Annotated in this window: 16 protein-coding genes; 7 read left to right on the forward strand and 9 right to left on the reverse strand. The window is 70.6% G+C overall.

Features of this window, described 5'->3' with window-relative positions; translation table 11 throughout:
- Window positions 1-7 precede the first annotated feature (7 nt).
- From JR065_RS14145 to JR065_RS14170, 6 genes are all read right to left on the reverse strand, one after another.
- Entirely contained in the window at window positions 8-1,267 is a 1,260-nt protein-coding gene (locus JR065_RS14145; RefSeq protein ID WP_206234900.1) for an EAL domain-containing response regulator, read from the reverse strand.
- A gap of 61 nt (window positions 1,268-1,328) precedes the next feature.
- Entirely contained in the window at window positions 1,329-1,859 is a 531-nt protein-coding gene (locus JR065_RS14150) for a chemotaxis protein CheW (RefSeq protein WP_206234901.1), read from the reverse strand.
- 9 nt (window positions 1,860-1,868) lie between these two features.
- The gene (locus tag JR065_RS14155; protein WP_206234902.1) at window positions 1,869-3,800 is read right to left on the reverse strand and encodes a HAMP domain-containing methyl-accepting chemotaxis protein; all 1,932 of its coding nucleotides are present in this window, start codon (window positions 3,798-3,800) and stop codon (window positions 1,869-1,871) included.
- Window positions 3,801-3,904: 104 nt separating this feature from the next.
- Window positions 3,905-5,908, reverse strand: coding sequence for a methyl-accepting chemotaxis protein (locus tag JR065_RS14160; protein ID WP_206234903.1), 2,004 nt, complete (start codon window positions 5,906-5,908; stop codon window positions 3,905-3,907).
- 169 nt (window positions 5,909-6,077) lie between these two features.
- Window positions 6,078-8,156: a chemotaxis protein CheA gene (locus tag JR065_RS14165; protein WP_206234904.1), complete on the reverse strand. Its 2,079-nt coding sequence runs from the start codon at window positions 8,154-8,156 to the stop codon at window positions 6,078-6,080.
- A 17-nt stretch (window positions 8,157-8,173) separates the two neighbouring features.
- Entirely contained in the window at window positions 8,174-8,491 is a 318-nt protein-coding gene (locus JR065_RS14170) for an STAS domain-containing protein (protein ID WP_206234905.1), read from the reverse strand.
- On the opposite strand from JR065_RS14170, the gene JR065_RS21750 reads away from it, so the two are divergent.
- Window positions 8,490-8,621: a hypothetical protein gene (locus tag JR065_RS21750; RefSeq protein ID WP_277420151.1), complete on the forward strand. Its 132-nt coding sequence runs from the start codon at window positions 8,490-8,492 to the stop codon at window positions 8,619-8,621. The genes JR065_RS14170 and JR065_RS21750 overlap by 2 nt on opposite strands.
- A gap of 368 nt (window positions 8,622-8,989) precedes the next feature.
- Here JR065_RS21750 and mfd read toward each other — a convergent pair whose 3' ends face one another.
- Together mfd and JR065_RS14180 are read right to left on the reverse strand one after the other, a co-directional pair.
- Window positions 8,990-12,658 carry a transcription-repair coupling factor gene (mfd, locus tag JR065_RS14175; protein ID WP_206234906.1) on the reverse strand — a complete coding sequence of 1,223 codons (3,669 nt, stop codon included), beginning with the start codon at window positions 12,656-12,658 and terminating at the stop codon, window positions 8,990-8,992.
- 149 nt (window positions 12,659-12,807) lie between these two features.
- Complete coding sequence (locus tag JR065_RS14180) at window positions 12,808-13,350, reverse strand: GNAT family N-acetyltransferase (protein WP_206234907.1); 543 nt, start codon at window positions 13,348-13,350, stop codon at window positions 12,808-12,810.
- Window positions 13,351-13,465: 115 nt separating this feature from the next.
- Between JR065_RS14180 and JR065_RS14185 the strand changes: the two genes are divergently transcribed.
- Both JR065_RS14185 and JR065_RS14190 read left to right on the forward strand, forming a co-directional pair.
- On the forward strand, window positions 13,466-14,395 hold the full coding sequence (locus JR065_RS14185) for a cation diffusion facilitator family transporter (protein ID WP_206234908.1): 930 nt from the start codon (window positions 13,466-13,468) through the stop codon (window positions 14,393-14,395).
- Between the two features lie 46 nt (window positions 14,396-14,441).
- Complete coding sequence (locus JR065_RS14190; protein ID WP_206234909.1) at window positions 14,442-15,404, forward strand: YwqG family protein; 963 nt, start codon at window positions 14,442-14,444, stop codon at window positions 15,402-15,404.
- Window positions 15,405-15,536: 132 nt separating this feature from the next.
- On the opposite strand, the gene JR065_RS14195 is transcribed toward JR065_RS14190, so the two are convergent.
- Window positions 15,537-16,445, reverse strand: coding sequence for a 23S rRNA (adenine(2030)-N(6))-methyltransferase RlmJ (locus JR065_RS14195; protein WP_206234910.1), 909 nt, complete (start codon window positions 16,443-16,445; stop codon window positions 15,537-15,539).
- 34 nt (window positions 16,446-16,479) lie between these two features.
- Between JR065_RS14195 and creB the strand changes: the two genes are divergently transcribed.
- From creB to JR065_RS14215, 4 genes are all read left to right on the forward strand, one after another.
- Window positions 16,480-17,190: a two-component system response regulator CreB gene (gene creB / locus JR065_RS14200; RefSeq protein ID WP_206234912.1), complete on the forward strand. Its 711-nt coding sequence runs from the start codon at window positions 16,480-16,482 to the stop codon at window positions 17,188-17,190.
- 1 nt (window position 17,191) lies between these two features.
- Window positions 17,192-18,634 (forward strand): two-component system sensor histidine kinase CreC, encoded by a 1,443-nt coding sequence (creC, locus tag JR065_RS14205; RefSeq protein WP_206234913.1) that lies wholly within the window; start codon window positions 17,192-17,194, stop codon window positions 18,632-18,634.
- Window positions 18,635-19,306: 672 nt separating this feature from the next.
- Window positions 19,307-20,626 (forward strand): cell envelope integrity protein CreD, encoded by a 1,320-nt coding sequence (creD, locus tag JR065_RS14210; RefSeq protein ID WP_206234914.1) that lies wholly within the window; start codon window positions 19,307-19,309, stop codon window positions 20,624-20,626.
- 25 nt (window positions 20,627-20,651) lie between these two features.
- Window positions 20,652-21,083, forward strand: a complete 432-nt coding sequence (locus JR065_RS14215) for a hypothetical protein (protein ID WP_206234915.1) — start codon at window positions 20,652-20,654, stop codon at window positions 21,081-21,083.
- Window positions 21,084-21,358 lie beyond the last annotated feature (275 nt).

The raw sequence follows: 21,358 nt of genomic DNA on the forward strand, positions 1-21,358 counted from the left end.
TGGCGGCTCAATGGAAGGGCGGTGACGGTGGCGCCGGGCACAGCGCGGCGAGGTGGGATTGGCGGTCGCGCATCCAGCCGGGCAGGGCGCCGCCGGACATCGGCCGCGCCATCAGATAGCCCTGGCCCAGGTCGCAGCCGAGCTGTTGCAGCAGCGCCCAGTCCTCGGCCGTCTCGATGCCTTCGGCGACGGTGCTCAGGCCGAGGCGGCGCGCCAGGTCCAGCGCCGATTCCAGCACCGTGCGCAGGTGCCGGCTGCGGTGGGCGTCGTGCACGAAGATGCGGTCCACCTTCAGTTCGGTGAAGGGGATCCGGGTCAGCTGCTGCAGCGACGAGAAACCGGTGCCGTAGTCGTCGATCGACAGCCCGAAGCCGAGCAGGCGCAGCCGCGCCAGCATGCCCAGCGAACTGGATTCGACCAGCGAGCTCTCGGTGATCTCCAGCACCACTTCGGCCGGCGCCACGCCGTGCCGCGCCAGCAGTTCGCGCAACGCGTCGAGCAGGTCCGGCGCGCGCAGCAGGCACGGCGACAGGTTGATCGCCATCGTCAGCGGCAGGCCGGACTGCCGCCATGCCGCCAGCCGCGCCAGCGCCTGGTCGGCGACGCTCAGGGTCAGTTGCTGGATCAGGCCCTCGCGCTCGGCCAGGGCGACGAAGCGGTCCGGCGCGATCGGCCCGCACTGCGGGTGCCGCCAGCGCGCCAGCGCTTCCACGCCGCGCACCTGGCCGCTGCGCATGTCCACCTTGGGCTGGTAGGCGACCTCGATGTCGCCGCGCTGCAGCGCCTCGCGCAGCATCGCCGCATCGGTGGGCGCGCCCTGCGCGGCCGCGTCGTCGCGGCGCGGCACCGCGACCGGGCTGGGGTGCGTCTGCAGCGCCGCGACCAGCTCGTGCGCGCGCAGCGGCTTCTCCAGTCCGGCGAGCACCTGCAGGCCGGCCGCGCGGCCGAGCTGCAGCACCGATTCGATCAGCGCCGCGCCGCGCTGCGAGGCGACCACGATCGGCGCGCGCACGCCGCGGCGGGCCAGCGCGTCGAGCAGCTGCACGCCGTCCAGCCCCGGCATCTCCAGGTCCACGACCAACAGGCCGGGCGCCGGTTCCCGGGCCAGCCGCGCCAGCGCCGCGTAGCCGTCCTCCACGCCTTCGACGCTGTCGGCGCCGAGCCGCTGGCACAGCGCGATGGCGTATTCGCGCTGTACCTGGCTGTCGTCCACGACCAGGACCGGGCCGAGCTGGCTGAGCACAGTTTGTTCGGGCGAGGACGACATGCGGATCCGATCGGCTGGGGAAAGAACGGCGCGGGACGGGGCGCGGCGCCAGGAGTGACGGCTACGCGGCGACGCTTTCCTCGGCGGGCGCGTCGGCCCCGCCCATCGTGACGAACTCCTGCGTGGACAGCACCGCATCGGCGTCGAGCAGGATCACGAAGCGTTCGCCGACCTTGCCCATGCCGTGGATGAAGTCGCGGCGGATGCCGGCGCCGAACGCCGGCGGCGCGGCGATGTCGGTGGCGGCGATCTCCAGCACTTCGCTCACCGCGTCCACCAGCAGCCCGAGCACCTGGCGCTCGCTGCCGTTGGCGACCTCGACGATGACGATGCAGCTGCGCTTGGTGATCTCGCTGGCGGGGCGGCCGAAGCGCTGCTGCAGGTCCACCACCGGCACCACCGCGCCACGCAGGTTGATCACCCCGCGCAGCGCCGGCGGCATCATCGGCACGTCGGTCGGCGCGCGGTATTCGATGATCTCCTTGATGCCCAGGATGCCGACCCCGAACATCTCCTTGCCGAGCAGGAAGGTCAGGAACTGGTCCGGGGCCAGATCGGCGCCGGCGCTTGCGGATGTCTCGAGCGGATTCATGGCCGGTCCTCAGAATGCATCGAAGTGGGCTTCGTCCGGCGCCTCGCCGGCGACGGCGAGGTGGCGGTCGCCGGCGAACTGGGTGAACGTGTGCCGCGCCGGCGCGCGTGCCGCCTGCGGCTTGCGCTGGACCGGCTTGCGGCGCGGCGGCGCGGACGCGGCGGACAGCTTGAAGAACGCCATCAGCTGCTGCAGCTGCTCGGCCTGGCCGCTCATCTCCTCGGCGGTGGCGGCCAGTTCCTCGGAGTTGGAGGCGGCCTGCTGGGTGGTCTGGTTGAGCTGGCTGACCGCGGTGTTGATCTGGCTCACGCCCGCGGCCTGCTCCTCGGAGGCGGCGGTGATCTCCTGCACCAGGTCGGAGGTGCGCTTGATCGACGGCACCATCTCGTCGAGCAGCTTGCCGGCGCTTTCGGCCAGTTCCACGCTGGAGCTGGCCACCGCGCCGATCTCCTGCGCGGCGATCTGGCTGCGCTCGGCCAGCTTGCGCACCTCGGCGGCGACCACGGCGAAGCCCTTGCCATGCTCGCCGGCGCGCGCGGCCTCGATCGCCGCATTCAAGGCGAGCAGGTTGGTCTGGTAGGCGATGTCGTCGATGATGCCGATCTTCTGCGCGATCTGCTTCATCGCCGTCACCGTCGCGCGCACCGATTCGCCGCCGTCCATCGCCTGGCTGGAGGCCTTGCTGGCCATGCCGTCGGTGACCTTGGCGTTGTCGGTGTTCTGCGCGATCGATGCGGTCATCTGCTCGATCGACGCGCTGGTCTCCTCGACGCCGGCGGCCTGCTCGCTGGCGGCCTGGCTCAGCGACTGCGCGGTGGCGCTGACCTCTTCGGAGGCGCTGGCCAGCGCCTCGGCGCTGCCGTTCACTTCGCCCACCACCTGCGACAGGCGTTCGATGGTGTTGTTCACGTAGCTCTTCATCTCGGCGTAGGCGCCGGCGTAGTCCTTGCCGATGGTCTGGGTCAGGTCGCCGTCGGACATCGCGCCCATCACCCGCACCACGTCCTGGATGCTGCCGCCGGTGGTGGCGACCAGGTCGTTCAGGCCCTGACCCATGTCGCGCTGGAACCCGGCCAGCCCGTCCAGCGCCACGCGCTCGGAGAAGTCGCCCTGGTTGGCGGCGTGGACCACGCGGCGCTGGCCGTCGATCACCAGCTTCAGCCGCTCGACCATGCTGCGCATCGCGTACAGCGCGCTGCTGTCGTCGTTGGCGCGGGTGGCCACGCTCATCGACAGGTCGCCGCGCGCCACCTGGTTGGCGATCTGCGCCACGTACGCCGGCTCGCCGCCGAGCAGGCGCATCAGCCCGCGCACGATGAATACCGACACGCCGATGCCGATCAGCACGCACAGCGCGATCACCGCGACGATCCAGTTGCGCGCGCTGGCGTACAGCGCATCGCCGGCCGCGCTGGCGGCGTCGCCGCCCTTGATGTTCATGTCCACCAGCCGCAGCAGGGTGGCCGAGGAATCGTCGAACAGCGCCTGCTGTTCGCCGCTCAGCAGCGCCTGCGCCTCGGCGGTCTTCAGTTCGCGCGACAGGCCGAGCATGCGGTCGTGCAGCGCCAGGTACTGCTCGAACTTGCGCACGAAGTCGTCGTACATCGCCTTTTCCTCGGGCGAGGAAATCAGCTTGACGTAGTTGTCGCGGTTGTCCTTGTAGCTGGCCAGCACCTGGTCCATCGCCCGTTCCAGCTTCTGCATCTGTTCGGGTTGCGCGCTCATCACGTGCTGCAGCTCGAGCACGCGCAGGTCGGAGGTGTTGGTGTTCATCTGTTCGACGTAGCGCAGGCTGGGCATCCAGTTGCCGGCGATGTCGGTCGAGGCCTGGTTCACCTCGGCCATCTTCTTGGTTGCGAACAGGCCCATGCCGAGCATCAGCGCCAGGACGGCGGCGAAGCCGAGACCGATGCGGGTGCCGATTTTGAGGTTGTCGAACATGCGGGAATCTCTGGGTTGTAGGACGTGGTCGCGTGCCGTATCGCCGATGGGCCGGGCCGCGGTGGAGGGTGGAGCGCGGGCCCGCTGCGATGCGGGCCGCGGATTCAGAACGTGTCGAAATGCGCTTCGTCCGGCGCCTGCACCAGCGCCAGCCCGGCATCCCGGGCATAGGCCAGCGGACGCGCGCGCGCGACCGGCTTGCGGCCCGGGCGCGCGGCGACGGACGCAGACTTGCGTCCCAGCCCAGACGCATCGGCAGTGCGGAAGAAGCTCATCAACTGCTGCAGCTGCTCGGCCTGGCTGCTCATCTCCTCGGCGGTGGCGGCCAGTTCCTCGGAGTTGGACGCGGCCTGCTGGGTGGTCTGGCTCAGCTGCATCACCGCGGTGTTGATCTGCCCCACGCCCGAGGCCTGCTCCTCGGAGGCGGCGGTGATCTCCTGCACCAGGTCGGAGGTGCGCTTGATCGACGGCACCATCTCGTCGAGCAGCTTGCCGGCGCTCTCGGCCAGTTCCACGCTGCTGTCGGCGACCTGGCCGATCTCCTGCGCGGCGACCTGGCTGCGCTCGGCCAGCTTGCGCACCTCGGCGGCGACCACGGCGAAGCCCTTGCCATGCTCGCCGGCGCGCGCGGCCTCGATCGCCGCATTCAACGCCAGCAGGTTGGTCTGGTAGGCGATGTCGTCGATGATGCCGATCTTCTTGGCGATCTCCTTCATCGCCGCCACCGTCGAGCGCACCGCATCGCCGCCCTCGGCGGCCTGGCGCGCGGCCTTGGCGGCCATGCCGTCGGTGACCTTGGCGTTGTCGGTGTTCTGCGCGATCGACGCGGTCATCTGCTCGATCGACGCGCTGGTTTCCTCCACCCCCGACGCCTGTTCGCTGGCGGCATGGCTCAGCGACTGCGCGGTGGCGCTGACTTCTTCCGAAGCGCTGGCCAGCGCCTCGGCGTTGACGTTGACCTCGGCGACCACCAGCGAGAGCCGCGCGATGGTGCTGTTGACGCTCTCGCACAGTTCCTTCAGCTGGCCGTGGTAGTGGGTGGCGGCGGTGACGGTCAGGTCGCCTTCCTCGATCGCGCTGAGCACGCGGCGCGCTTCGTTGACCGGCTCGATCACCGCGTCCAGGGTATGGTTGATGCCTTCGACGATGCGACGGAAGTCGCCGGAATGCTGCGCGGCGTCGGCGCGCACTTCCAGGCGCCCGGCATTGGCCGCGGTGACCAGCAGGTCGGTGTCGCGGATCAGCGCCTTCAGGTTGCCGCGCACCTGCTCGATGGTGTCGTTGATGAACGCCTTCTTGCCCGGCAACTGCGCCAGCGGCGCTTCGAAGTTGCCGCGGCCGAATTCGGCCACGCAGCCCATCGCCAGCTTCTTCACCGCGATATGGCCGGCGACCATGCGGTTGATGCCTTCGCCCATGCTGCGGAAATCGCCGTCGAAGCGCATCGCGTCGATGGTCGCGTCGATGTCGCCGGCGTCGTGCTCGGCCGACATGCGGTTCATCTCGGCGCCCAGCCCGGTCAGGTTGCGCCGCACCTGTTCGATGGTGTCGTTGATGAACGCCTTCTTGCCCGGGAAGGTCTCCAGCGGCGCGTGGAAGTTGCCGCGGCCGAACTCGGCCACGCAGGCCATCGCCTTCTTCTTCACCGCGATATGGCCGGCGACCATGCGGTTGATGTTCTCGGCGATGTCGCGATACTCGCCCGACAGCGCGTTGCCGTCGATGGTCGCGTCGATATCGCCGGCGTCGTGCTCGCGCGACATGCGGTTGATCTCGGCATTGACCTGGCGCACGCTGCCTTGCACCTGGCGCAGCGCCTGCAGCACTTCGCAGGCCCGCTCCGCCGGGATGGCGGGCAGCACCGGTTCGAAGTTGCCGCGCGCGAACTGGGCCAGCGTGCCGGTCGCGATGCCCAGCGAGTGCAGCGCGGTGGTGGCGGCCCAGCCCAGCAGCAACGCCGAGGCGACGGCGGCGAGCAGGCTCAGCAGCAGCAAGCGTCCGTGCGGCAGCGCCAGCGCGTACCCGGCGCCGACCGTGGCCAGCGGCAGCGCCACGGCGATTGCCGTGGCGGTCCAAACCTTGGTGGAGATGGCGGTCTTGACGAACATGGACGTATTCCTGTCGTTGGAGCGAACGGTCTGGGAGGTGGTCGGTGGGCTACGGGCGTGGCGCCGGAGCCCGACTGCGCGCCGATGCATCGGCTTCGGCGCGTGCGTGGTGGTTCATGACGCCGGGGAAGGATGCGGAATGGGGCGCGACGCGTTGCGCGGCATGGCGTCAGGCCGCCAGCGCTTCGTGGCCAGGCTGCATCTGCTGCAGCAGCGAGGGCACGTCCAGGATCAGCGCCACGCCGCCGCTGCCGAGGATGCTCGAGCCGCTGATGCCCTTGACCCCGGCGAAGATCTTCGACAGCGGCTTGATCACCGTCTGCCATTCGCCGAGCAGGGTGTCGACCACCAGGCCGAAGCGCTGCGCGCCCATGCGGATCACCACGATGCTCTCGCGCGGCGGCGGGGTGCCGGGGATGTCGAACAGCGAGCGCAGGCGCACGTACGGCAGCACGTTGCCGCGCAGGTCGATGTAGTCGCTCTGGTAGTTCGGCGCGAACTCCACGCATTCCTCGACCATGTCCAGCGGCACCACGAATACCGACCTGCCCACGCCGACCTGGAAGCCGTTGATGATCGCCAGGGTCAGCGGCAGGCGCACCGAGATGGTGGTGCCCACGTCCTGCTGGCTGGCGATGTCCACGCTGCCGCGCAGCGCGGTGATGTTGCGCTTGACCACGTCCATGCCGACGCCGCGGCCGGACAGGTTGGTGACCTTCTCGGCGGTGGAGAAGCCCGGTTCGAAGATCAGCGCGAACACCTCGCGGTCGGAGAGATGGCGCCCCGGCTCGATCAATCCGCGCTCCAGCGCCTTGGCCAGGATCCGCTCGCGGTTCAGGCCGCCGCCGTCGTCGCTGATCTGGATGACGATGCTGCCCGAATCGTGGAAGGCGTTCAGCCGCACCGTGCCGCGCACCGGCTTGCCGCGCGCCTGGCGCAGCTCGGCCGGCTCGATGCCGTGGTCCATCGCGTTGCGCACCAGGTGGGTCAGCGGGTCGGCGATCTTCTCCACCACCGACTTGTCCAGCTCGGTGTCCTCGCCGTTGACCACCAGCACGATGTCCTTGCCCAGCTCGCGCGCCACGTCGTGGACCACGCGGTGGAAGCGGCTGAAGGTGCCGCCGATCTTGACCATGCGCAGCTGCAGCGCGCTCTCGCGCACTTCCTCGACCAGCCCGGCCAGGATCGAGGTGGATTCGAGCAGCAGCGCATCGCCGGTGCGCTGCGCGTTGGCGCCGGTGCTGGCGACGGCGATGATCAGTTCGCCGACCAGGTCGATCATGCGGTCGAGCTTGTCGGCATCCACGCGGATCGAGCCGCCGTCGGCTGCGCGTGCCGCATTGCCGTCGCCGCGCGCAGCGAAGGACGGCTTGGCGCCGGCGGCCTGCGAGGCGGTGGCGACGGCCGGAGCCGGTGCGGCCGTCGCTGCAGGGGCGTCGAAGCCGCTGAAGTCGTCGGCCTGCGCATGGCTGCCGGGTTCGGCCACCAGCAAGGGCAGTTCCAGATTGGCGGCGTCGCCCTGCGGGTCCACCGCCACCACCCGCAGTTCGCAGTCGTCGCGGACGAATTCGAAGATGTCCTCGACCGCCGCCTGCTGCGCATCGGAGCGCAGCAGGATGTCGAAGCCCAGGTAGCAGGCTTCCGGGTCCAGGTCGGGCAGCGCCGGCACGCGCTCGTGGCGGGTGCGTACCGCTTCCACGGTGCCCAGGCTGCGCAGGCAGCGGATCAGGTGCAGCGGCGAGTTGCCGAAGCGCAGCGCGTCGCTGAACAGCTGCAGCGAGATGCGCCAGTAGCCGGTATGGGCCGGCGCGGCCCCGGTGGCGGCGGGCGCGGCCGTCGCCGTCGCCGGGGCGGCCAGCGGCTGCAGGTAGGTCTGCAGCCGCGCGAGCAGCGGCTTGCCGTCGGCGGCCAGAGCGGTTTCGTCCGCCTCGGCGCCGGCGGCCGCTTCCACCAGCAGGCGGATGTGGTCGCAGCAGGCCAGCAGCAGCTGGATCAGCTCCGAGTCCAGCGCCAGCGCGTCCTCGCGGACCAGGTCGAGCACGCTTTCCACGACGTGGGTGAAACCGACCAGCTGGGCCAGATCGAACAGCCCGCCGGAGCCCTTGATGGTGTGCGCGGCACGGAAGATCGCATTGACCGCGTCGGCGCCGGCTTCGCCGCGTTCGGCCTCCAGCAGGTTGCGTTCCATGTCCTCCAGCAGGTCGCGGCTTTCGGCGATGAAGGTCTGCAGCAATTGATCGAGATTCATGGCGGGCCGGTGCCGGATCAGTGGAGGGTGTCGCTGGACGGCGCGAGGGTCTCGCGCAGGCCGAGCAGGTCGAGCGCATCGGCCACCGGCTGGCTGCAGCCGTCGATGGCGAACGGTCGGCCGAGCGCGCGCAGCGCGGCCTGGGTCGCCAGCAGCAGTTGCAGGCCGGTGGCATCGATCTCGGTGACGGCCTGCAACTGCAGCTGCAGGCCGCCCGGATGCTCCAGCGCCGGCAACAGCAGCGGCTTCAACTCGGCTGCGCGGCGGATGGTCATGTCGCCGTCGATGTTCAGTTGCAGCGGGACGGACGGGGAGTCGACGAGTTTCGGGCGCATGGCACATCTCCAGGGCGAGCAGGAAGCGGAGGCCGCGAAATCGCGCACGGCCGGTGCGGATGCAGGTCGAACCGCGGTCACCCTCTGCATCCGCTATCAGCAGATATCGGCGCGCTTCGGGAATATTTAGGCCTAATCCCGGATTGGCGCCCTTGGGGGATGAACACGACCGCATTCATATGGGAAAGCTAGGAGCGCATTCCAGTTGCCTTGCAACCCTGCCGCTCCTGATGCAGAGCGCATGCATGCGCCGTGCCACGCGCCAGCGACGGCAAGACGTCGAGGCCGTTCAAGGCCAGAGGTGGTGGCGGATCGATCGGGCACGCTGACGGGCAGGGGCTAACCTGCTGGCGGGGGCGTCGAAAAGATCGGCGATGAGCTCCGCGGTCGAAAAACCGGGCCGGTAGGATCGGCCGCCCGGGTTGCGTTACCTGCGTTGGTGTTCGGCCCGCCGAGGCCGCGCGCTCGGCGGCAAGCGGGACGCAAGCGACGGCGCGCCTATCGCGGCACCAGCGCCGCCAGCAGGCCGCGCGCGGCATTGAAACGGTCCGCCGCTTCGGGCAACGGCAGCTTCAGCTTCAGCTTGTCCGGGCCGTCCATCGTGTACAGCTTGGGCTGCTTCTGGATCATCTGGATGATGGTCATCGGATCGATCCGCGGCTTGGCCTCGAACACGATGCGGCCGCCGTTCTCGCCCAGGTCGAGCTTGCGGATGCCCAGTTCGCTGGCGCCCAGCTTGAGCTCGGCGATCGCGAACAGGTGCTTCACCGGATCCGGCAGCAGGCCGAAGCGGTCGATCATCTCCACCTGCAGCTCGCGCAGTTCCTCGGCGCCGCGCGCGCTGGAGATGCGCTTGTACAACGTCAGGCGGGTGTGCACGTCGGGCAGGTAGTCGTCCGGGATCAGCGCCGGCACGTGCAGTTCCACTTCGGCGCCGCGCGCTTCCTCGCCGGCGTCCAGGTCCGGCAGCTTGCCCTGGCGGATGCTGCGTACCGCGCGCTCGAGCAGTTCGGTGTACAGGCTGAAGCCGACCTCGGCCATCTGCCCGCTCTGGTCCTCGCCCAGCAGCTCGCCGGCGCCGCGGATCTCCAGATCGTGGGTGGCCAGGGTGAAGCCGGCGCCGAGCTCGTCCATCGACGCGATCGCGTCCAGCCGCTTCTGCGCATCGCCGGTGAGGCTGCGCTGGTCGGGCACCAGCAGGTAGGCGTAGGCGCGGTGGTGCGAGCGGCCTACGCGTCCGCGCAGCTGGTGCAGCTGGGCCAGGCCGAAGCGGTCGGCGCGGTTGATGATGATGGTGTTGGCGTTGGGGATGTCGATGCCCGATTCGATGATCGTGGTCGACAGCAGCACGTTGAAGCGCTGCTTCTGGAAATCCAGCATCACCCGCTCCAGCTCGCGCTCGGGCATCTGCCCGTGGGCGATGCCGATGCGCGCTTCGGGCACCAGTTCGCTGAGCTCGCGCTGCATGCGGCCGATGCTCTCCACGTCGTTGTGCAGGAAGTACAGCTGCCCGCCGCGCGCCAGCTCGCGCTGGAACGCCTCGCGCAGCAGCGCGTTGTCCCAGGCGGTGACGAAGGTCTGCACCGCCAGCCGGTTCGGCGGCGGGGTGGCGATGATCGACAGGTCGCGCAGCCCGGCCATGGCCATGTTCAGCGTGCGCGGGATCGGCGTGGCGGTGAGCGTGAGCAGGTGCACGTTGGCGCGCATCGCCTTGAGCGCTTCCTTCTGGCGCACGCCGAAACGCTGTTCCTCGTCGACCACGACCAGGCCCAGGTCCTTGAACTTCACGTCCGGCTGCAGCAGGCGGTGGGTGCCGATGATCACGTCGATGCCGCCGTCGGCGACCTTCTCCAGCTCGGCCTTGATCTCCTTGGCGCTCTTGAAGCGCGACAGCACCTCCACGCGCAGCGGCCAGTCGGCGAAGCGGTCGCGGAAGTTGCGGTAGTGCTGTTCGGCCAGCAGCGTGGTCGGCACCAGCACCGCGACCTGCTTGCCGGCGCTGGCCGCGGCGAACGCGGCGCGCACCGCGACCTCGGTCTTGCCGAAACCGACGTCGCCGCAGACCACGCGGTCCATCGGCTGGCTGCTGCCCAGGTCGCGCAGCGTGGCGTCGATCGCGGCGAGCTGGTCGCTGGTCTCCTCGAACGGGAAGCCGGCGGCGAACGGCTCGTACATCGCCCGGTCCACCTGCAGCGCCAGGCCGGCGCGCGCGCGCCGGCGCGCCTGGATCTCCAGCAGTTCGGCGGCCACGTCGCGCACCTTCTCGGCGGCACGGCGCTTGGCCTTGCTCCATTGTTCGCCGCCGAGCGAATGCAGCGGCGCGGTCTCGGCCGAGGCGCCGGAGTAGCGGCTGATCAGGTGCAACTGCGCGACCGGCACGTACAGCCGGTCGCCCTTGGCGTATTCGATCTCCAGGAACTCGCCGGGCATGCCGCCGGCCTCGAGCACGATCAGTCCGCGATAGCGGCCCACGCCGTGGTCCTCGTGGACGATCGGCGCGCCTTCGGACAGCTCGCCCAGGTCGCGGATGATCGCTTCGGGCTCGCGCCCGGCGCGGCGGCTGCGCTTGGGCTGGCTGGCGCGCTCGGGGAACAGCTGGCGCTCGGTGAGCACCGCGATGCGCGGATCGTCCAGCGCGAAGCCGTCGTCCAGCGGCGCGACGGTGATCGCGAAACGCGCCGCCCCATCGGCGTCGAGCCCCTCTCCCCCCGGGAGAGGGGTTGGGGTGAGGGTACGACCACCAGGGAGTTGCGTCTGCCCGGTTCTGGATTGCGCGGACGAAGCGGCCTTCTTCGGCACAGATCCGGCGGGCGCCGTACCCTCATCCGGCGCTTCGCGCCACCTTCTCCCGGTGGGAGAAGGGAGGAACGCTGCGAAATTCTGGATCACGTCGGGCTTCAGTCCCGCCGCGGCGAGCACTTCCAGCAGGGCTTCGCGGCGGCCGGCCGAATCGGCGGCGATCAGCACCCGGCCCGGGTAGTTGTCCAGGAAGCTCTTCAGCGCCGCGGCCGGGGCGGCGTCCTTCGCCGCCACCGGCAGCGGCGGCAGCGGCTGGTCGCCGAGCGCCCGGGCCTCGTCGAAGCGCGCGTGGTCCGGCGCCCAGACCTCGATCCGGGGCAGGGTGTTGAGCCGTTCGCGCAGCGTGTCCGGCGCCTGGTACAGCTCCTCCGGCGCGAGCAGCGGGCGTTCCACGTCGTGGCGGCGCTGCTCGTAGCGGTTCTGGGTCTGCGCCCAGAACGCGTCGGCGGCCGCGCCCACGCCCGGCGCGATCAGCGGCAGCATCGACTCGCCCAGGTAGTCGAACAGCGTGGCGGTGGCGGCGTGCGGGTCCTTCGCCGCGCGCGGGGCCTGGAAGAACAGCGGCAGGTAGTACTCGATGCCCGACGGCGCCAGCCCGGCGCGCAGGTCCTGGTACAGCGCGCTGCGCCGGGTATCGACGTCGAAGCGCTCGCGCAGCGTGGCCAGCACGCGTTCCACGCTGGCCTCGTCCATCGGCACCTCGCGCCCGGGCAGCATCTTCACCGCCTGCACGTGGTCGAGCGAGCGCTGCGATTCCGGATCGAACGCGCGGATCGAATCGATGTCCTCGTCCAGCAACTCGATCCGTAGCGGCGCCTCGGCGCCCATCGGGTACACGTCGAGCAGGCCGCCGCGCACCGCGAAATCGCCCGGGTCCATCACCTGCGGCACGTTGCGGTAGCCGGCGCTCTCCAGCCGCCGTTTCTCCGCGTCCAGGTCCAGGCGCTGGCCCACGCGCAGGTCGAAGCTGCCGCCGACGATGTAGCGCAGCGGCGCCACGCGCTGCATCAGCGTCTGCACCGGCACCACCACGATGCCGCGCGCCAGCGAGGGCAGCCGGTGCAGCGCCGCCAGGCGCTGGCTGACGATGTCCGGGTGCGGGCTGAACTGGTCGTAGGGCAGGGTCTCCCAGTCCGGGAACGGCACCACCGGCAGCGCCGTGTCGCCGCCGAGCAGCGTGCGCAGGTCGGCTTCGATCTGGTGCGCGCCCTGGTTGTCGCGCGCGACCACCAGCAGCGGCCCGCGATGCGCGTCGGCGGCGCAGGCGATGTGCCAAGCCAGCGCGGACGAGGCGGCGGGAGCGCGCCAATAGGCGCGGAGCTGGCCGGACTTGGGCAGCGGCGGAACGGGGAAGGGGAGGGACGCCATGGACCGGCTAGTTTAGCAAGGCTCGGGACTGGGGGACTGGGGACTGGGGGACTCGGGACCCGGGACTCGGGACTCGGGACTCGTAAGAGCGCAGCCGGGGATCGCCCGTGCGGTGCGGGCGCACAGGCATGCGGCGGAACTTCTCGCCCTCAGTTGCCCAGTTCGAGCACCACGCGCACCAGGCCCGGGGTGTCCGGGTGCGGCATCGGCTTGAAGCCCAGCGACTCGGCCAGCTGCAGCATCGGCAGGTTGGTCTCCAGCACGTCGCCGTACAGCCGGTCCAGGTATTTGCGCCGCGCCCACTTCACCAGCTTGCGCATCAGCTGCCGGCCCAGGCCCTGTCCGGCGACGAAGGTGCTGACCAGGATCGCGTACTCGGCCTCGCGCGTGCCCGGCGTGATCGCCGCGCGCGCCACCGCGCCGACCACCGCTTCGCCCGGCGGCAGCGGCTCGGCCGCCACCAGCGTCAGTTCGGTCTTCGGATTGGGATGGGTGAGGCGCTGCGCCATGTCCGCGCTGAGCTCCTGCATCGAATGCAGGAAACGCTCGCGGATCTCGGCCGGGCCGAGCAGGGCGAACACGCCTTGCAACGGCTCGCCGTCCTCCGGGCGTATCGGCCGGATCAGCAGTTCGCGCCCACTGGGCAAGGTGAAGTTTTCATGCCAAGGCGGCATGCGGTTGCGGGTAGCCATTGCCGGACGATCCTCGACGAAGCCTGGATTCTCGCATTACCTGTGGCAGATGCCGTGAACGCAGCGCTCACTACACTTGCCTACCCTATGGAGCGATTTTCGATAAGGATAGGCCATGTCCGGCAGCGGTGATTCGCAGCGCGCGATTTTTTTCGCGCTCGGCGCCAATCTGGCCATCGCCCTGGCCAAGGGCGCGGCCGCGGTGGCCACCGGCTCCGGCGCGATGCTCGCCGAGACCGTGCACTCGCTGGCCGACTGCGGCAACCAGCTGCTGTTGCTGCTGGGCATGCGCCAGGCCAGGCGCCCGGCCAGCGCCGAGTATCCGCTGGGCTACGGCCGCGCGATCTATTTCTGGTCGTTCCTGGTGGCGGTGATGCTGTTCTGCATCGGCGGCATGTTCTCGGTGTACGAGGGCGTGCACAAGCTGCTGCGGCCCGAGCCGCTGAGCAGCTGGGGCTGGGCGGTGGGCGTGCTGGGTTTCGCGATCGTCGCCGAGGGCGTGTCGCTGCGCACCTGTCTGCAGGAGATCGCCAAGGTGCGCGGGCCGCGTTCGCTGTGGACCTGGTTCCGCGAGAGCCGCCAGGCCGAGCTGATCGTGATCTTCGGCGAGGACCTGGCGGCGCTGCTCGGCCTGGCGCTGGCGCTGGCCGCGGTGCTGCTGACGGTGCTGACCGGCAACCCGCTGTGGGACGCGCTGGGCACCATCGCCATCGGCGCGCTGCTGATCGTGGTCGCGGTGCTGGTGGCCATCGAGATCAAGGCGATGCTGATCGGGCAGAGCGTGGACCCGGCGATGCAGCGGCAGCTGCACGCGTTCTTCCAGGCGCGGCCGGAGATCGAGCGGGTGATCCACCTTATCGCGGTGCAATTGGGCGAGGACGTGATGGTGTCGGTGCAGGCGACGCTGCGCCAGAAACACGATGCGGCGGCGCTGCTTGCCGACATCACCCGGATCGAGCGCGGCCTGAAGCAGCAGTTCCCGACAGTGCGCTGGAGCTTCTTCGAGCCCGAGCCGGGCGCGCCGGCGGCCGCTTCCGGCAGCTGAGCGGACGTTGCTACAGTAGCGCCGGGCCCCAACGAGCAGCCATGGAATGAAGACCGCGCACGCCGTCGCCGTGTCCACCGTGATCGCGCTGGCGCTGGCCGCCTTGCTGGCGGGGCTGGCGATGGGCGGCAGCTGGTGGCTCACCCGCAGCCTGCAGGTGCCGTTGCCGCCCACCGCGCCGCCGCCGCCCGCAGCGCCCGCGGCGAAGGTGCAGGCCGACGTGGCGCTGGCGCCGTATCGCCCGCGCCTGGACGCCACGCGCAGGCCGGTGTCGCAGCTGCGCCTGCAGCCGATGGCGCAGGACGACCGGCTGGCCAGCAAGGTCGGCGGGCGCCCGTACTGGACCGCGGAGCAGGCGTATCCGCGCGACGCCCAGGGCCAGCCGCTGGCGCTGCTGGCGCAGGTCGACCTGGCGAAGATGCCGCCGCTGCGCGGATACCCGGCGCAGGGCATGCTGCAGTTCTTCATCGGCGGCGACGACTTCTATGGCGCCAACTTCGACGGCGACATGGACCTGGCCGCGCTGAGCGCGCAACGCAACTTCCGCGTCGTGTACTGGCCGCGGCCCGACCCGACGGCGCCGCAGGCCCGGGTGCCGCTGCCGGCCGCCGACACCTTGCCCTTCGATCCCTCGCGCCCCCGGGCGATGCACTTCGCCGCCGGCGAGGAGACCATCGGCAGCAGCGACGTGCAGTTCGAGCAGGCGCTCGGCCGGCCGCTGGACGAGGTCGCCGCCGCCTACGCACGGCTGCGCGGGATACCGCAGGACGCGGTGGACGATGCGCTGTACGAGGCGCTGGGCCGCGGCGGGCACAAGCTCGGCGGCTATCCGGAATTCACCCAGAGCGACCCGCGCACGCCGCGCGATCGGCAGGTGTTGCTGCTGCAGCTGGACAGCGACGAGGCGATGATGTGGGGCGACAGCGGCATCGCCAACTTCTTCATCGATCCGGCGGACCTGCAGCGCGGCGACTTCAGCCGGGTCGCGTACCACTGGGATTGCTATTGACCCGGCGCCTCGCTGCGCCGGCTTCGGCTCCGCCAGGGCGCCGCGCCCGCGCAGCCCAGGCAGGCCGCCGCCGCGCGCCGGTTCGGCCACGCCGGTCCGGCACGCGCGGCCGCCCGGCGCGCCAGGCGCGGCTCACTCCTCGCGCTTGAGCCACTCCAGGCGCGTGGAGGCGCCCGCTTCGCCCAGGTGGGTCTTCAGCGCCGGCAACGCGCTCGCCAGCGCCTGCTCGAACTGCCACGGCGGATTGAGCAGCAGCATGCCGCTGCCGTTGAGCCGCAGCGGCGAATCGTCCGGGCGCACCTGCAGCTCGGCCACCAGCACCGACTTGACCGGCATCGCCGCGGCCTTGCGGAAGAACGGCTGCAGGCTGCGGCGCTGCTTGATCGGGTACCACACCGCGCACATCGCCTGCGGCCAGCGGGTCAGCGTCTCGCGCAAGGTCGCGGCGATCAGCGGGTACTCGGCGTCCTGCGCCTCGTACGGCGGGTCGATCAGCACCAGGCCGCGGCCGATCTTGGCCGCGCCCGACTTGGGCGGCAGGAACGCCCTGATCGACGCGTAGCCGTCGCCTGCATGCACCTGCACGCGGCGGTCGTTGGCGAACAGCGCCTTCAGCTCGGCCGCCTCCTCGGGCTGCAGTTCGCACGCGGCCAGCCGGTCCTGCTCGCGCATCGCCTGCGCCACCAGCAGCGGCGAGCCGGGATAGTGCTTCAATTGAATCCCCGCACAGGGACGTGCGGGCTTTTGCGAGGGACTCGCATCCTTCGCGCCGACCGGGTTGTCGGCCTGCACCGCGCGCAGGTAGCGTTCCAGCACCTCCGGCAAGGTCGGCTGGCCCATCAGCCGCAGCACGCCGGCGGCCGCTTCGCCGGTCTTGCGGCTCTCGCTGGCGGCAAATAGGTAACGGCCGCGCCCGGCATGGGTGTCGAGCACGAAGAACGGACTGTCCTTGCGCTTGAGCGCGTCGATCAGCGCGAGCAGCACGGTGTGCTTGAGGACGTCGGCATGGTTGCCGGCGTGGTAGGCGTGGCGGTAGTTCATCGCGGCAGTGTACGGGCGGGCGCGGGTTGCGGCTATGCTGCGCGCCATGTCCGCGCCCGCCGCCCCCTGCGTCCTCGTCGTCGAGGACGAAACCGCCATCGCCGATACCGTGCTCTACGCGCTGCGCAGCGAGGGCTACCACGCCCGCCATTGCCTGCTCGGGCGGCAGGCGCTGGAGCAGCTGCGCGGAGGCGGCATCGACGTGGTGGTGCTCGACGTCGGCCTGCCCGACCTGGGCGGTTTCGAGGTGTGCCGCGAACTGCGCGGCTTCAGCCAGGTGCCGGTGATCTTCCTGACCGCGCGCAACGACGAGATCGACCGCGTGCTCGGCCTGGAGCTGGGCGCCGACGACTACATGACCAAGCCGTTCTCGCCGCGCGAGCTGGTCGCGCGGGTGCGCGCGCGGCTACGGCGGCCGGCGCTGCCGGCGGCCGCCGCCGAGCCGGGCTGGCAGCAGCACGGCGACTTCGCGATCGACCGTGACGGCCGCCGCGTCCGCTTCCGCGACACCGCGCTGGACCTGACCCGCTACGAATACGCGCTGCTGGCCGCGCTGCTGCAGCGTCCCGGCGCCATCCTCAGCCGCGCGCAGCTGATGGACCGCGGCTGGGACAGTAGCGCCGACAGCGCCGACCGCACCGTCGATACCCACATCAAGACCCTGCGCGGCAAGCTGCGCGCGGCCGGCGCCGCGCACGACCCGATCCGCACCCATCGCGGCGTCGGCTACGCGCTGGAGGCCTGAGGTGCGGCTGGGGCTGAAGCTGTTCCTGGGCTTCTTCCTGATCGTCGGCGTCGCCGCGTTCTTCGTGATGCGGGTGTTCGTCAACGAAGTCAAGCCCGGCGTGCGCCAGGCGATGGAATCGACCCTGGTGGACGCGGCCAACGTGCTGGCGCAGATGGCCGCGGACGACCTGAAGGCCGGGCGCATCGGCAGCGGCGCCTTCGCCCGCGACCTGGGCGCCGCGCAGCGGCGCAATCCGCGCGCGATGGTGTGGCGCTTCCCCAAGCGCAGCGTCGATTACCGCGTCACCATCACCGATGCGGCCGGCGTGGTGGTGTTCGATTCGCGCGGCCAGGACCTGGGCCGGGACAACTCGCGCTGGAACGACGTCTACCGCACGTTGCGCGGCGAGTACGGCGCGCGCTCCAGCGCCGAAGGCGATGGCGACCCCAACCATACCGTGATGCACGTGGCCGCGCCGATCTTCGACCCGGCCGACGGCCGCCGCCTGATCGGCGTGTTGACCCTGGCGCAGCCCAACCGCAGCATCGAGCCGTTCATCGTGGCCAGCCAGCGCAGCATCCTGTTGCGCGGCGCTTGGCTGATCGGCATCTCGGCGCTGATCGGGTTGCTGATGACCTGGGGCCTGCTGCGCGGCATCGGCCGGCTCAACCGCTATGCGCAGGCGGTCAGCGCCGGCGAGCCGGTGCCGCCGCCACCGCCGCGCCGCGACGAGATCGGCGACCTGGGGCGCGCGCTGGAGACCATGCGCCGCAAGCTCGAAGGCAAGGCCTACGTCGAGCAGTACGTGCAATCGCTGACCCATGAGATGAAGAGCCCGCTGGCGGCGATCCGCGGCGCCGCCGAGCTGCTGCAGGAGCCGTTGCCGGAGGCGGAGCGGCAACGCTTCGTGCGCAACATCGCCGAGCAGCAGCAGCGCCTGACCGGGACCATCGACAAGCTGCTGGCGCTGGCCGAAGTGGAGCAGCACGGTTGGCTACAGCGGCGCGAGCGGATCGTGCTCGCGCCGCTGTTCGCGCAGTTGGAAGAGGCGCTGGCGCCGCAGCTGCAAGGCAGCGGCGTGCGCCTGCAGGTGCAACTGCCGGACACGGAACTGGCGCTGGCCGGCGATCCCTATCTGTTGCGCCAGGCCTTGCACAACCTGCTCGACAACGCGATCGCGTTCTCGCCGGCCGGCGCTGCGATCGCGTTGCGTGCCGAGCGCACCGCGGATGCGCGCCTCGTGCTGCTGGTGGAGGACGAGGGTCCCGGCGTTCCCGATTACGCGCTGGAGCGGGTCTTCGAACGCTTCTATTCGCTGGCGCGGCCGGCGAGCGGGCAGCGCAGCTCCGGCCTGGGCCTGCCTTTCGTGCGCGAAGTGGCGCGGCTGCACGGCGGCGAAGCGAGCCTGCGCAACCGCGAAGGCGGCGGCGCGGTGGCGCGGCTGTCGCTGCCGGCGGGCTGAGGCTTCGCGCGTCGCGACTGAAGTCGCTCCCACAGGGGCGGATTCGTGCCCTGTCGGATGGTCGCTGCAGGAGGCTCGAGCCCCGCCGATGCCCGTCGTCGGAAGCTTGCCGCTTCGTTCGTCGCGGCTGAAGCCGCTCCTACAGGGGGCGGGTTCGCGCTTGGTCGGTTGGTTCACTGCAGGGGCTCGAGCCCCGACGACGTGCCGGTGTCGGAAAGCCTGCCGCTGCGTTCGTCGCGGCTGAAGCCGCAAAAGCGGGCTAAAGCGGGCTTGCGTGGGGTTGGCTGGAACCCTGTAGGAGGGGCTTCAGCCCCGACAGATCGCCGGCAGCGACGAGTTCCTTGAAGCGCGCGCGTGGCTGAAGCCGCTCCGCAGGAAGCATTGGTGCCTGATGGGTGCACTGTGGGAGGGGCTTCAGCCCCGACGCATTGACCGCGAACGCGCCGGCATCAGCCGCAACCGCGGCGCTTCGACGCGGTGCCGCTTTCGGCCGCATGTGCGGACCAGTAGCGCGTGGAGTGCCTGGCCACGCTCAGCCCGCCCAGGATCGGCGTCGGCATGCAAGCCGTTCTTCGAACGCGCGCCGCCCACTTCACACTCGCTTCAAACTCGCCTCAAACCCCGCACACGCGGCCGCGGCACCCTGGCGTCCTCCAACACCGAGGACCGTCGATGAAATCCCTGAAGCTTGTCCTGCGATTCGCCACCATCGGCGGGTTGATCCTGTTGCTGCTGATCCCGCTGTTGATGATCCGCGGCACCATCAGCGGCCGCGAGCGCTATCGCGACGAGGCGGTCGAGCGCGTGTCGCAGAGCAAGGCCGGCGAGCAGCGCCTGCTCGGCCCGGTGCGCGTGCTGCCCTGGTCGCAGGTGCGCGACGTCGCGGTGGTCGACGCCGACGGCAAGCGCATCGTCAAGCGCGAGACGGAAACCGGCTACGACCTGCAGACCCCGCGGCACCTGTCGATCACCGGCGAGATGAAGCCGTCGCAGCGCAGCATCGGCCTGTTCAAGGTGCAGGTATACAGCCTGCACGCGCGGCTCAAGGCGCAGTTCGACGACCTCGACTACGAGGCGGTCGAGGGCCGCACCTACGGCCAGCCCTACCTGGTGCTCGGCATCGAGGACGTGCGCGGCCTGGTCGGCACGCCCAACCTGCGCATCGACGGCAAGGCGCTGGGGCTGCAGCCGGGCTCGCTGGCGATGGAGGGGGTCTCCAAGGGCGTGCATGCGGTGCTGCCGGCGCTGGCCGACAGCGGCCAGGGCCGGCTTACCGACGTGCACGGCGTGGAAATGGAATTCGTGCTCGACGGCACCCAGGCGCTGTCGATCGTGCCGGTCGGCGACGACAACCAGATCGCTTTGACCTCGCCGTGGCCGCACCCGCTGTTCGGCGGCCGCTTCCTGCCCAACGAGCGCCGCTTCGGCCCGCAGGGTTTCCAGGCCAGCTGGGCGCTGTCGTCGCTGGCCACCGGCGCACAGTCGCAGCTGGCGACCGGCAGCAGCGAGGTCGATGCCTTGCGCGTGGACCTGGTCGATCCAGTCGACGTCTACACCCAGGCCGATCGCGCCAGCAAGTACGGCATCCTGTTCGTGGTGCTGACCTTCGTCGCCTTCGGCCTGTTCGAACTGATCAAGCGCCTGCCGATCCATCCGCTGCAGTACCTGCTGGTGGGCCTGGCGCTGGCGATCTTCTTCCTGCTGCTGCTCAGCCTGTCCGAGCACATAGCGTTCTGGCAGGCGTACCTGATCTCGGCGGTGGCCTGCATCGGCCTGCAGTTCTTCTATCTGGCCGGGGTGTTGCGCAGCCGCGGCCGTGCCGCCGGCTTCGCCAGCATGCTCACCCTGCTGTACGGCGCGCTGTACGGCTTGCTGGCCTCCGAGGACAGCGCCTTGCTGATGGGCTCGCTGCTGCTGTTCGGCATCCTCGCCGCGATCATGTGGATCACCCGCAAGATCGACTGGTACGAACTCGGCGCGGCCTTGCGCTGAGCTGGCATCCGACGAGGACGACGGCATGTCGGCGCACATCCATCTGCATAGGCGCGTCCAGGCCCTGCTGCCCGACGCCCTGGAGACCCGCGGCCTGCACCGCGGCAATGCCGGCGCGGCGCTGGCGCGCAGCGTGCAGGCGGCGCTGGTCACCGCCGCCGACCGCGGCGGCGCGTTGTGGCTGCAGCTGAGCGAGCGCAGTCGCGAGGCGCTGGCCGCGCACGGCCTGGCGTTCCTGGCGGCGGCGCTGCAGGCTCGCGCCGCCTTGCCCGGGGAGGCCGAGCCCTGGCGCTACTGCGCGTGGCGCGCCCTGCGCCGCGATTCGGCCTGGGTGCCGGCCGGGCAGGGCGGGCAGCCCGCGCACGGACCCGGATTCGTGACCTGGGAAGCGCACGGCCGCGCGCGGCTGCTGGTGCTGCCGGCGCAGGCGGCGCTGCTGTGCCGCTGGTGGCGATGAGCGCGTGACGGCGCTGGCGAAAACGCCGTTTTGCTTGCGGCGTGCGTGCTGCCCGCCGTCGCAACAAGGCATCGCGGGCATGGACGCTGCCGCAGGACGCGATGCCGGGCAAGGATGCCTACGCCATGGATGGCGACATGCGTGGATGGGCCGCAAGCGCTAGCGCATAACGTAGCCGCGGCCATGACGCCCGCGCAGGACGCAACACCGGGCAGGGATGCCACCGCCATGCATGGCGACACGCGTGGATAGGCCGGCAAGCGTTATCGCGCAAC

The organism is Xanthomonas sp., from assembly GCF_017163755.1.
Classification (GTDB): Bacteria; Pseudomonadota; Gammaproteobacteria; order Xanthomonadales; family Xanthomonadaceae; genus Xanthomonas_A.

Bases quoted from the DNA above. Each gene is read 5' to 3' on its own strand.
- JR065_RS14160 (WP_206234903.1), bottom strand. From the start codon at position 5,908: ATGTTCGTCAAGACCGCCATCTCCACCAAGGTTTGGACCGCCACGGCA.
- JR065_RS14215 (WP_206234915.1), top strand. From the start codon at position 20,652: ATGTCGGCGCACATCCATCTGCATAGGCGCGTCCAGGCCCTGCTGCCC.
- JR065_RS14170 (WP_206234905.1), bottom strand. From the start codon at position 8,491: ATGCGCCCGAAACTCGTCGACTCCCCGTCCGTCCCGCTGCAACTGAAC.
- creD (WP_206234914.1), top strand. From the start codon at position 19,307: ATGAAATCCCTGAAGCTTGTCCTGCGATTCGCCACCATCGGCGGGTTG.
- JR065_RS14155 (WP_206234902.1), bottom strand. From the start codon at position 3,800: ATGTTCGACAACCTCAAAATCGGCACCCGCATCGGTCTCGGCTTCGCC.
- mfd (WP_206234906.1), bottom strand. From the start codon at position 12,658: ATGGCGTCCCTCCCCTTCCCCGTTCCGCCGCTGCCCAAGTCCGGCCAG.
- JR065_RS14165 (WP_206234904.1), bottom strand. From the start codon at position 8,156: ATGAATCTCGATCAATTGCTGCAGACCTTCATCGCCGAAAGCCGCGAC.
- JR065_RS21750 (WP_277420151.1), top strand. From the start codon at position 8,490: ATGGCACATCTCCAGGGCGAGCAGGAAGCGGAGGCCGCGAAATCGCGC.
- JR065_RS14185 (WP_206234908.1), top strand. From the start codon at position 13,466: ATGTCCGGCAGCGGTGATTCGCAGCGCGCGATTTTTTTCGCGCTCGGC.
- JR065_RS14180 (WP_206234907.1), bottom strand. From the start codon at position 13,350: ATGGCTACCCGCAACCGCATGCCGCCTTGGCATGAAAACTTCACCTTG.
- JR065_RS14195 (WP_206234910.1), bottom strand. From the start codon at position 16,445: ATGAACTACCGCCACGCCTACCACGCCGGCAACCATGCCGACGTCCTC.
- JR065_RS14145 (WP_206234900.1), bottom strand. From the start codon at position 1,267: ATGTCGTCCTCGCCCGAACAAACTGTGCTCAGCCAGCTCGGCCCGGTC.
- JR065_RS14150 (WP_206234901.1), bottom strand. From the start codon at position 1,859: ATGAATCCGCTCGAGACATCCGCAAGCGCCGGCGCCGATCTGGCCCCG.
- creB (WP_206234912.1), top strand. From the start codon at position 16,480: ATGCTGCGCGCCATGTCCGCGCCCGCCGCCCCCTGCGTCCTCGTCGTC.
- JR065_RS14190 (WP_206234909.1), top strand. From the start codon at position 14,442: ATGAAGACCGCGCACGCCGTCGCCGTGTCCACCGTGATCGCGCTGGCG.